The organism is 'Chrysanthemum coronarium' phytoplasma (assembly GCF_000744065.1).
Classification (GTDB): domain Bacteria; phylum Bacillota_I; class Bacilli_A; order Acholeplasmatales; family Acholeplasmataceae; genus Phytoplasma; species Phytoplasma asteris.
Map to the genome: position 1 here is coordinate 1 of NZ_BBIY01000026.1, position 11,177 is coordinate 11,177.

The 11,177-nt window shown below is 30.9% G+C and carries 13 protein-coding genes; all 13 read right to left on the reverse strand.

All coding sequences use genetic code 11. The features are described from left to right. The coding region (locus tag OYV_RS01465; RefSeq protein ID WP_042067947.1) for a glutamate--tRNA ligase at positions 1 to 640 on the reverse strand (640 nt) is incomplete at its 3' end. 99 nt (positions 641 to 739) lie between these two features. After that, positions 740 to 1,132, reverse strand: coding sequence for a 30S ribosomal protein S9 (rpsI, locus tag OYV_RS01470; protein ID WP_042067948.1), 393 nt, complete (start codon positions 1,130 to 1,132; stop codon positions 740 to 742). 4 nt (positions 1,133 to 1,136) lie between these two features. Further along, positions 1,137 to 1,595: a 50S ribosomal protein L13 gene (gene rplM, locus OYV_RS01475; protein WP_042067949.1), complete on the reverse strand. Its 459-nt coding sequence runs from the start codon at positions 1,593 to 1,595 to the stop codon at positions 1,137 to 1,139. Between the two features lie 352 nt (positions 1,596 to 1,947). After that, the gene (locus OYV_RS01480) at positions 1,948 to 2,490 is read right to left on the reverse strand and encodes a DJ-1/PfpI family protein (RefSeq protein ID WP_011160512.1); all 543 of its coding nucleotides are present in this window, start codon (positions 2,488 to 2,490) and stop codon (positions 1,948 to 1,950) included. 153 nt (positions 2,491 to 2,643) lie between these two features. Then, positions 2,644 to 2,868: a 30S ribosomal protein S15 gene (gene rpsO, locus OYV_RS01485; protein ID WP_011160511.1), complete on the reverse strand. Its 225-nt coding sequence runs from the start codon at positions 2,866 to 2,868 to the stop codon at positions 2,644 to 2,646. 75 nt (positions 2,869 to 2,943) lie between these two features. Further along, the gene (locus OYV_RS01490) at positions 2,944 to 3,267 is read right to left on the reverse strand and encodes a cyclic-di-AMP receptor (protein WP_042067950.1); all 324 of its coding nucleotides are present in this window, start codon (positions 3,265 to 3,267) and stop codon (positions 2,944 to 2,946) included. Positions 3,268 to 3,387: 120 nt separating this feature from the next. Beyond that, positions 3,388 to 4,089 (reverse strand): ABC transporter permease subunit, encoded by a 702-nt coding sequence (locus OYV_RS01495; protein ID WP_011160509.1) that lies wholly within the window; start codon positions 4,087 to 4,089, stop codon positions 3,388 to 3,390. Between the two features lie 12 nt (positions 4,090 to 4,101). Next, a complete protein-coding gene (locus OYV_RS01500) occupies positions 4,102 to 5,145 on the reverse strand; it encodes a MetQ/NlpA family ABC transporter substrate-binding protein (RefSeq protein ID WP_042067951.1) in 1,044 nt (347 codons plus the stop codon). Between the two features lie 93 nt (positions 5,146 to 5,238). After that, a complete protein-coding gene (locus OYV_RS01505) occupies positions 5,239 to 5,934 on the reverse strand; it encodes an ATP-binding cassette domain-containing protein (RefSeq protein WP_042067956.1) in 696 nt (231 codons plus the stop codon). A gap of 119 nt (positions 5,935 to 6,053) precedes the next feature. Next, the gene (locus tag OYV_RS01510) at positions 6,054 to 6,965 is read right to left on the reverse strand and encodes an RluA family pseudouridine synthase (protein ID WP_042067952.1); all 912 of its coding nucleotides are present in this window, start codon (positions 6,963 to 6,965) and stop codon (positions 6,054 to 6,056) included. A gap of 235 nt (positions 6,966 to 7,200) precedes the next feature. Further along, positions 7,201 to 9,225, reverse strand: a complete 2,025-nt coding sequence (gene ftsH, locus OYV_RS01515) for an ATP-dependent zinc metalloprotease FtsH (protein WP_042067953.1) — start codon at positions 9,223 to 9,225, stop codon at positions 7,201 to 7,203. A gap of 121 nt (positions 9,226 to 9,346) precedes the next feature. Beyond that, a complete protein-coding gene (gene tilS, locus OYV_RS01520) occupies positions 9,347 to 10,657 on the reverse strand; it encodes a tRNA lysidine(34) synthetase TilS (RefSeq protein WP_042067954.1) in 1,311 nt (436 codons plus the stop codon). A gap of 9 nt (positions 10,658 to 10,666) precedes the next feature. After that, on the reverse strand, positions 10,667 to 11,177 hold a 511-nt coding region (locus tag OYV_RS01525), incomplete at its 5' end, for an amino acid--tRNA ligase-related protein (RefSeq protein ID WP_304515602.1).

The following is an 11,177-nucleotide window of genomic DNA, read 5'->3' on the forward strand; positions in this document are numbered from 1 at the left end:
TTTTTTTGTTGTCGTTAAGAATTAAAGTCATGTGAGCAAATTGAGGAAGATGCCATTGGAAAGCTTGATAAATCATAATTTGTTTAGGAGTGTTAGTGATGTGTTCTTCTCCTCGAAAAATATGAGAAATCTGCATTAAGTGATCGTCAATGACAACTGCAAAATTATAAGAAGGATAGCCGTTTGATTTGAGGATAATAAAGTCTTCGATTTCTTGACTTTGAAAAGTAAGTTTGCCTCTAATTAAATCATCAAAGGCAAAAGTTTGATTGGTAGGAACGCGAAATCTTATGGCAAAAGTGGTGTGTCCTTCTTGAAATTCTTTGTAAGCCAGATCTTGATCAAGTAGTTTTTGGGCGTATTTTTGGTAAATGGCAAGTCTTTCTGATTGGCGATAAGGTCCAAAAGGCCCTTGGATATCGGGCCCTTCGTTCCAATCAATTCCTAACCAATGTAAATTTTTTAATTGAGAAGCCTCGCCGCCTTCAACATTGCGTGAAAAATCGGTGTCTTCGATACGGATGATAAACTCTCCTTGATTGTGTTTGGCAAACAAATAATTGAATAAAGCAGTGCGGGCATTTCCTATATGCAAAAAACCAGTAGGGCTTGGAGCATAACGAACTTTAATTTTTTTCATAGTTACAGTAAGGGTTTTCCTTTTAATTTAAAATCAATAGGGGAGGCGTTGGTGGAAAATTTAAAAAAAAGGAACTTTTTGACAAAGTTCTTTTTTGGATTAACGTTTGGAAAATTGTGGTGCTCGACGAGCTTTTTTTAAACCGTATTTTTTGCGTTCAACACAACGAGCATCGCGAGTTAATAAACCAGCTTTTTTTAAAATGACTCTTAATTCGGGAACACTTTCAATTAAAGCGCGTGCAATTCCTAAACGAATAGCGCCTGCTTGAGCTGAAAGACCTCCGCCGTTTACATTCACACTTACATCAAAAGCTTCTCTTTTTTCAGTTAATTCTAAAGGTTGAATCATTTCTAGGCGTGTTGCAGGTAATGGTAAATATTTTTCAAAATCTCTAGTATTGATTGTAATTTTGCCAGTACCATTAGTTAAAATAACTCTTGCCACAGCACTTTTACGACGACCAGTACCAAAATAATTTACTTTTTTCATCTAATTAAAACTCTAAACTTTCTGGTTGTTGCGCTTGGTGATTGTGGTTTTTTTCGGCATAAACAAATAATTTTTTACCAATTTGTGAACCTAATTTAGTATGAGGAACCATTCCTAAAATTGCTTTTTCAACCATTCTTGTAGGAAATTTACGCATCATTTCTGAAGCTACAACTTTAGTTAAACCACCTGGATAACCTGAATGTTTGTAGTAAGTTTTTTGTTGCCATTTTTTGCCAGTTAAATGAATATGGGCAGCATTTACAACAATAACATAATCGCCATTGTCTACGTGTGGCGTGTAATGTGTTTTGTGTTTTCCTTTTAAAATGGAAGCCACTTTGGTAGCTAATCTGCCTAGGGTTTTGCCCTTAGCATCTACTAGGTGCCATTTAGGTTTTACTGTTGTTTTATTAGCCATTAAAGTTTTTTGATTGTTTTTTGGTTGCAATTGTTCTGTCATGGAATTTTCTCCTTATTATTAATGAAAAAATAGTGATTAATTTTATGTGTGTATTTGTGTTTTGTTTGAAAGCGACAAAAACAAAAGAGTTATGAAATCTTTTGTAATTTAGATATGAAATAGTCTTAATTATTATGAAATAGTAATTTTTTATTTTCAATATTCTCTTAATATTTTACTAAAATAATGTCATTAAGTCAAGTAAAAAAATCATTTTGTCAACTTTTTTTAAAAAAGAATGCATAAATTGTGTAAAAAAAATTGAAAAAAGAGGATAATGGTTGGATGGTTATCAGATAATTTTGATATTTTTTATATACAAATAAAAAGTCCCAAATTTACTAAACATTTACTAAACATTAAGGGAATTTTTAAAAGCAAAAGCAAAAGCTTTGCCTTTCAGCACTTCTACTAAAGCAAAAACAAAGTCAAAGACGGTTATAGGAGAACGCGAAGTTACAAATTTATCACTAATAACAGCTTTTTGGTCTGGCAAATAAGTACCTTCAATAAAATGATTACAAGAAGGAAAGCAAGTAAAAGGGTGATTTTTTAATAAATCTAGTTTGCCTAGAAACATGGGAGCGGCACAAATAGCTCCAATAACTTTATTAGCATCAACAAATTTTTGAATTAATTTTAATAAAAAAGTTTCTTTTTCAATAATTTGCGCTACGTAAGGTCCTCCAGGAATAACTAAAAAATCGTATTCTAAAGGATTAATAGTAGCTAAATTGGCATCTGCTTTTACACAAAGCCCGCTAGAAGACATAACTTCTAATTGGGGATTTAGAGTTGCAGTTGTTAAAGGAAGGGCTACGCGATTTAATAAAGCTCTTGTGACTAAAGCCTCACAATCCTCAAATCTGTCATATAAAACTAATAAACCTTTCATATTGTTCCTTGTTGTCTCCTTTTTAACTTTGTTATGCGTTTAGTTGCGCGTGTGTGTGTAAGTAATTTTTGGGGGTTGGGGTTGGTTTGAGTAAATTAAATGCAAGGAAAATAAAAATAAAAAAATACCACAAAAGCTGCGATATTTGAATTATTAATTTTGGTTTGCTAAATATTTTACTAAATCACGTCTTTTGCTGTTTTTCATAAACAAACCTCTTTTAGAGTGAAAATCATGAGGGTGTTGTTTTAAATGTTCACTTAATTGTTTTATTTCTGCTGATAAAATAGCAATTTGAACTTCAGATGAACCTGTGTCTTTTGCAAAACGTGAATTTTGTTTAATTATTTCTTGTTTTTGTTCTTTGGTTAATGCCACGTAAAAACTCCTTTTTTTAATTTAAATTTGGTTGAATTTGATAGGTTTTAGGTTTAATAAAATTATTAATTAATGTTAAACTTTTAAAAACTGGTACACATCAAGAACAAAAATCGTTGCTCCACCCACAGAAACTTCGGTAGGAAAAGAATTATAAGCACTAAACTCATTGATGATATTGTTTGGAATCATTTGAGTTTTTTTATGAGAATGGGCTTTTATAATTTCTAAAGCTTTGGGTACTTGTTCTTCTTTGACTCCTAAAATAAAAGTTGCATTAGCTTCTTTTAAAAAACCTCCTTTAGTAGCTAATCTTGTTGTAAAAAAACTATTTTCTATTAAAGATTGTTGTACTTTGTTAGCATCGTGACTAGAAACGATAGCTATAATTAATTTCATATTATCCACAAGAGTATTATACCTTATTTTACTTTATTTGATGAAAAAAAAGACTAAATTGCGGAAAAAAATGATAAAAAAGTTGTTGAGAGGAAAAAATTTGGTAAAAAATGGATGTAATTAGCGTTTATCAAGGGCAAAAGCAATGCGATTTCCTAAAAAATAAACTGTTTGAGTTAAAATAAAGGTAAGCAAAACAGATACTATAATTAAATCAAAGCGAGTAAAAAAGGGTTCAAAATCATAATGTCCGTTATAGCCATTATCAATTGCCACTGCTGCAATACCTTGATGCCCTACAATTTGCAAAACAGAAGAATAAGCAAGGGAAGTGATAAAAAGAGAAGCTAGTTTTAAAATGATATCAGAACGGGTTTCTGTTAACAAAAATTTAGTCACAAATTGAAATTTAGTTGCTCCAAGACTAAATGATGTTTGGTATAATTCTGGATTAGTAGTTAAAAAAACTTGTTCACAATGACGAGCAAAAAGAGGAGCAATAGCTAAGACTAAGAAAAAAAGGGCAGTACCAAAGCCATAACCCATGCGAAAATAAGGGATTAAAATTAATTTTAGTAATAAAACAATTAAGATTAAAAAAGGAGTAGAAATGAAAAAATTCATCAAACTATTTAAAATCCAATATCTTTTATAATTTTTTTGTATTTTGAATAAATATAATAAAACTCCTAAAATAAGCCCTAGAAAAAAAGCAATAAAACAACCTATTAAAGTAATTTTAAGAGTTTCTTTAAAACCATTCCATACTAATTGATTTTTAGCTAAAACATTCCACAAACGAATAAAAATATTATTTTCCATTGAGTTTTTCCATTAATTAGAAGCAGGAGCAGCGCCTGTTTTGCCTAAATATTTATCTTTAATGTTTTTACTTATTTGTTTAACTTCTTGTCTTGGAATCATATAAAAATTGGTTGCAAATTGGCTTTTTTCCATATATGCAATAGCTTCTGCTTCTTTTAAAATATCTTGTAAAATTTTAATTTTCCAGTTATTTTTATTATTGTTAGTAGTCACTAAAGAAATGGTATAAGAATAAATAATATCATCTAAATTAGTGGGTTTTTGCATTATTCCTAGTGATATAAAATTATTTGTTCCCAATCCCATAAGAGTAGGATAATTAAGACATAAATCAAAATCATTAGGAGCAAGAAATCTAGATGTAATTGTCATTAAATTCGATTCAGTAGTGTATTCTATGTCAGGATATAAATTAGTAGGTTTAAAATCTGTAGTTTTTAAATTAAATTGTTCTTCGGTGCTAAGAGTGCGTTCTGGGTTTATTTCTTCAATAATTTTTAATTCTTGCAACACGCGCAAAGCTAAAGAACGTTGAAAATTGTCTTGTGGCATCAAAATTTTAAGGTTGTTAGGATGATTGTTTCTTTTAATTCCTTCTAAATTATTAAAAGTATTAGGTTTAGCAAAAAGCCCAAATTTAGCTAAATAAACTACTTGGCTAAACGTTAATTTATCTTGATCTGGAATATTTGGATTTTCTTTATTAAAAATATTTAAATCATGTACATGAGCGTCTAATTTAGCATCAACTTTTTTGTTTAAAAGTAATTCATTGGTTTGTTTAAATCTAGAACTTATATATTGAACATCTAAATCAATATTGTATTCTTTTAAACGGTCTTTGGCATATTCTTCTAAAAAATATTTAATAGTTGGCAGAGCAGTTGCTACTGTTAATTTATGGTTTTTTTGGTTTGAAGGGGTATGAGCTAAAGATTTTTTAGCATCCCAAAGAAAATAACCCAAAAGCAAATTACACAAAAAAGAAATAGTTAATAAGGCAAATAATAGATTTTTTTTAGTTTTGGAAGATAAAGAAGATAGTTTAAACATGTAATGTGTCTCTTTTCTAATTAATTTTATTTATTAATATTTTGTTGGACAAAAACATTTGTGCGATAAAAAAGGATAAAAAAAGGATAAAATTTAGATAAAAATGTTTTGATAAGAAGTAGCTTCAAATTTACAAGAAGGATTAAGGGTAGCAATTTTAGCTAATTTTCCTTGCTCCAAAATAGCTACACGATGGCACAAACTTTTAATTACTGCAACATTATGAGAAACCAAAACAATGGTAGTTTTTAGTTTTTGATTGGTTGTCTGCAATAACTTCAAAATCTCTTGACTTGTCATTTCATCAAGGGCAAAAGTAGGCTCATCACAAAAAATAATTTTAGGCTCGTAAACTAAGGCGCGTGCAATGGCTACACGTTGTTTTTGTCCGCCCGAAAGCGTTTTAGGATAGGCAGTTGCAAATTGGCGAAGTCCTACAAAATCTAGCATTTTATTTACTTTAGTAGTAATTTGTTCTTCGGGAGTGCTTCTTATTTCTAAAGGAAGAGCCACATTTTCAAAAACATTTAAATTACTCAAAAGATTAAAATTTTGAAAAATCATAGCACTTTCTAGATGAATAAAAGCTTTTTGCATGGAAGAATTAGCATTTTTATCAGGCAACATAAATCCATTCATAATTTTTAATAAAGTAGTTTTGCCAGAACCCGAAGTTCCTACTAACCCAAAGATTTCTCCTTTCAAAACTGCAAGTGAAATGTTTTGTAAAACTGGAAGTTTTTCTTTTTTAAGGAAAAAAGTTTTCGAAAGATTATTAATTTTAATCATAAATAATTCCTTGTTTATTGTTTTTTTGAATTTAAATGATTGGAAAATTGGAAAGTGGGTGAAAAAAATAAAAAGTTTAAAACACAAATGATAAAGCAAAGATAAAAAAGTTTCAAGCATTAATTGGAGTTGTTAAGAAATTGTAAAAGCTTTTCAAAATTAGCAGGTAAGGGTGCTTCTAAAATAAGATTTTGATTGGTGATAGGGTGGTTGAATTTTAACATTTTGGCATGCAAAAATTGACCTAAAGGAGTAATATGGTGTGATGAACCATAAAGTAGATCTCCTATAATAGGACGTTTGAGGAAGGAAAAATGTGCTCTTAGTTGATGAGTTCTTCCTGTTTCCAAATTAAATTCCATCAAAGAAAAGTGAGAAAAACGTTGCAAAGTTTTAAAATGAGTAACAGCAGTTTTACCGTCTGGAATAACTTGCATTTTTAATCGATTATGAGGATTTCTTCCAATAGGCAGTTTGATAGTGCCTTTATCTTCTAAAAAACCTTCAATTAAAGCCCAATAGATTTTGGTAATTTTTCTTTGTTGGAACGCAATTTGTAGTTTGTCGCTTACATCATTATTTTTGGCAATAATTAATAAACCAGTAGTATTTTTGTCAAGTCTATGCACGATACCAGGTCTTTGGGTATCTACATGACTTAAAGTTGCAAATTGGTACAACAAGCCATTAACTAAGGTTGTTTCTTGAAAACTTAAAGAAGGGTGTGCTACCAAATTGGCAGATTTATTAATAACTGCTAAATAGGGGTCTTCGTAAATGATGTCTAAATTAAGATTTTGAGGAGTTTGTAAATTAACAGATTCTTGAGTTTGAGGGATAATAACTGTAATGAGGTCTTGAGCTTTGAGCAAATAACTTTTTTTCGCAGGTTTGGAGTTGACCAAAACTTGTTGTGCCAAAATTAATTTTTGACATTGACTTTTATTTAAATTAATGCGAGTCAATAAAAAATGATCTAAACGTTGAAATGCCTCACTGGCAGAAATAAGAAACTCTTTTTTTTCATTCATGTAAAAGGCCTTGTTTTCTAAAAGTTAAAAAAATGTAGTAAAAGAATTGGGTTTCAAAAATAAAGAAAAAATAATAAAAAGGTTAAAAAATCAAGAAAAAGCATTGGTGATAAATTTAAATTATCATAACGAACACCAACTCTAAGCAAGCTTAAAATTGGTGTTAATTGTAAAGATATTTTTGGTTTTTGAAAAAAACTATTTTTAGAAATGAAAAAATAGATTGGTTTTGGGTTTATTCGGAATCTGTTGACACAACTTCTGGAGAAGTTGTTTCCTTATTTTTTGGATTTGATTCGTTTGATTCTTGGTTGTCTAAATTGGTTGTTGTTTTCAATTCATCATTTAAAGGAGTTGTATCAGTGCTAGTTGTTTCGTTGTTGGAAGGCATTTGAGAAGTTGGTTGGGTTGGGTTGTTGGCTTCTTCTTTTTCTTTTTCCCACCAAGCAATTTTTCCTGTAGCTACAATTTCATCAATATCTCTTTTATTAAGAGTTTCAATTTCAAGTAAATATTTAGCGATTGTGTCAAGCAAATCTTGGTTTTCTTGAATAATTTGTTTGGCTTGTTGATAACAATTAGCAATAATTTTTTGAATTTGTTGGTCAATTTCTAAACCTTTAGGATCAGAAAAATCATTTTGGAAAGTATTTCCTGAATATTGCACTGGTCCTAAATCACTCATGCCGTATTTAGTTACCATCAGTTTAGCTATTTGCGTAGCGTGTTTAAAATCATTGTAAGCGCCGTTAGAAACGTCGTCAAACATTAATTCTTCGGCAACACGTCCGCCCAGAAAGGAAGTAATTTGGGCTAATAGGGTTTTTTTGGAAGAAAAGAAAGTTTCTTCTTGAGGAAGCATTAAGTTGTATCCGCCTGCGTTTCCGCGGGGGATAATGGTGATTTTTTGCACTATTTGGGCAAAAGGAATTTTAATTCCAATAACAGCATGTCCTGCTTCGTGATAAGCTACCATACGTTTTTCTTTGTCATTGTATTTTTTAGATTTTTTAGCAGGTCCAATTAAAATACGGTCTAAAGCTTCGCTGATATCTTTTTTATTGATAAAAGTAGCATTTCTTCTAGCAGATAATAAAGCAGCTTCGTTTAAGGTGCCTTCTAATTGAGCACCACTAAAACCTGGGGTTTGTTTAGCTAATTCTTCTAAACTAATTTCTTCTGAAAGTTTTTTATTACTTGCATGTAATTTTAAGATAGCTTCACGGTCTTTAACATTTGGTAAAGTAATATTAAAGTGACGGTCAAAACGTCCAGGACGCAAAATAGCTGAGTCAAGAACTTCGGGTTGGTTAGTAGCTGCAATAACAATAACACCCATTTTTTGGTTAAAGCCGTCCATCTCTACTAAAAGTTGGTTTAAGGTTTGTTCAGAACCGTTACTCCCACCAATATTGGAGCCTCTTTTTCTAGCAACTGCCTCAATTTCATCGATAAAAACGATACAAGGAGCTGCCAGTTGAGCTTCTTTAAAAAGATCTCTGACACGTGAAGCACCAACACCTACATAAACTTCATCAAAATCAGAACCTGAAGCAGCAAAAAAAGGAACGCCTGCCTCACCTGCAACTGCTTTGGCAAGTAAGGTTTTTCCTGTACCTGGAGGTCCATACAACAAAACTCCTTTAGGAATTCTTGCTCCCATAGCAGCGTATTTGCGCGGGTTTTTTAAAAAGTCAATCAATTCTGACATTTCTTCTTTTTCTTCATCAGCTCCTGCTACATCTGAAAAAGTAAATCTTTTTTGATTGATAATAACTTTGCGACTTTTAGAACCTTTTTTACCAGGGGCGGATGCCAAAATTTCTTGTCCCATTTGTTTGATAGTATCGGCAAAAAAGAGAAAAAAACAGTAAAAAATTAACATTGTTAAACATTGTCTAAATACCCAAACAACAAGTTCATAACCATTCCAAGGTCTAGGATCTACAGAATCAATTTTATATTTGTATTTGCCGTTTGGTTTTTTTTCAAATACTTTTGCACAAGGCATATTAAAAAAATCAATTACTTTGCCGTCTGTAGTAGTAACTAAAACATTACAAAAATATGAATTAAAATAGTGAGGTTCATAAATAATTTTTTCAATTTTGTTATCTTTTGCAAGTTCATCAAATGTATTGTTATCTTTTTTTGCATTCTTAGTAAAATAACAATAAATAAAAGTGGCACCTATTAAAATTACAGCAAAATAAAGGACGCCCATATGGAATTTTTTAAAAATTTTATCAAAAAATGACATAAATTAGCCTTTCTTGCAAGAAATTATCTTTGAGTTAAACATTGAAATCAAATATTTTAATGTTTGGAGTTTAGTTTGGGATGGATGTAATTTCTGCATTTATTTTTTTGGATTCTCATTTTTAATTTGTTTGAGAAAAACAATTTGAAGAAGTAAAAAAGTTTTTAAAAGCTAAATAAATCTTGGATTGGTTTCCTAAAGTTAGGTTGATATATAAGTGAGGAATAAATAAAATATTGTCTAGATTGTCTACTACTAACCATAAATTATTTCTTTGAGTAAGGGGAACTTTTTTTTCAATTAAAAATTTTTTCAATTTTTTAGTGCCAAAACTAAATTTTAATGTGTCTTTTGGTTGGCGCAAACGCACTTTTAAAGGAAAACTAACTTTTTGAGGATTATAATTGAGGGATTGTAACGAAGGAGAAATGCAAGCAAGACAAAGATTACATGTAGAAACACACAACAAAGGTTTTGACAAAGCAAAGGAAAGTGGTGGTGCAGGCCTCATTAATGTAATGTGCTTGTAATCTTTAATTAAATGCCACTCAAAATTAAGATGCCAAGATAAATTAGGCTTATAAGGATTGTTAATGCCTTTGATGATATTTTGGATAAAAATAAAACTTTTAGTAATATTTTGTTGTTCTAATAATAATAAAATGATATCTTTTTGAATAACTAAATCAAGGTTTAAAAAAGGTGCAAGTGCAAAAGAGTTTGGTGGGTTACAACTATGATTTGTGTTTTTTGTAAGAAATAAAAGAGTTTGTTTGCGAATAAAATTATAGGCTTGCAAAAGAGTTTGTTGGTATTTTGGGATATTTTGCAAAAAACTAGTTTGGGTTTTTAAGTAAGGAATAACTTGGTGCCTGATTTGGTTTCTTTGATAAGTGAGGTTTTGATTGGTGTAATCTTCCAAAAAAGGGATTTGATAAAAAGCAGCATAACTTATGATTTTGGCTTTGGGAACGTATAAAAAAGGTTTCAAAAAAATGAAATCTTGCCAAGAAGTTTGGATCTGCATGCCACTATAACCTAGCAAAGTGCTGCTTCTAGTTATTTTTTGTAAAATAGTTTCTGCCAAATCATCTAAATGATGGGCTGTTAAAATAAAAGGAGTTTGGTGCTTTGTAGCTATTTGCATTAATTTTTGTTGTCTTAATAAACGCGCTTGGGCTTGAAAGTTTTTTTGGGGGCAGTTAAGTTCAAAATAATGGAAACAAAGGGAGTTTTGCAGGCAATAACTTTGGACTAATTCTTTATCTTTCCAAACATTAGGGCGCGCTAAATGGTTGAAATGCACAACTTGCAGTTTTATTTTTTGTGCCACCAAACAATGAAGTAAAGCCATTGAATCAACACCGCCACTTACAGCTATAATATAGGTTTGATTGGCATCTAGACTACAAGCAAGTTTGATAGTTTTCATGAAACATCCTTAATTACAATTGCATTTGAATTTGAGTTTTAGGGTGTTGAGTTGTTCTTGGTCAATTGCGCTGGGAGCTTCTAACATCAAATCTTTGGCACTTTGGGTTTTAGGAAAGGCAATAACATCTTTGATGTTGTTGGTTTTGGTAAACAACATCACAAGACGATCAAGACCTAGGGCAATTCCTCCATGAGGTGGGGTGCCGTATTTAAGGGCTTCGACTAAAAAACCAAAACGAGTTTGCACTTCTTCTTGTGAAAATCCTAAAAGACTAAAAATTAATTCTTGCGTTTGGGGATTGTTAATTCTTAACGAACCACCACCCACTTCGTAGCCGTTCCAAACTAAATCATAGGCTTTGGCAAGAGCTTTTTGAGGATTGCTTTTCAAAATAGCAATATCACAAGGAGCAGTAAAAGGATGATGCAAAGAATAAAGACGGTTGGAAGTATTTGAGTTTTCCAAAGTAAGATCTGGTTGGGGCAGGTCTTCTTGAGTAGTTTCAAACAAAGGAAAA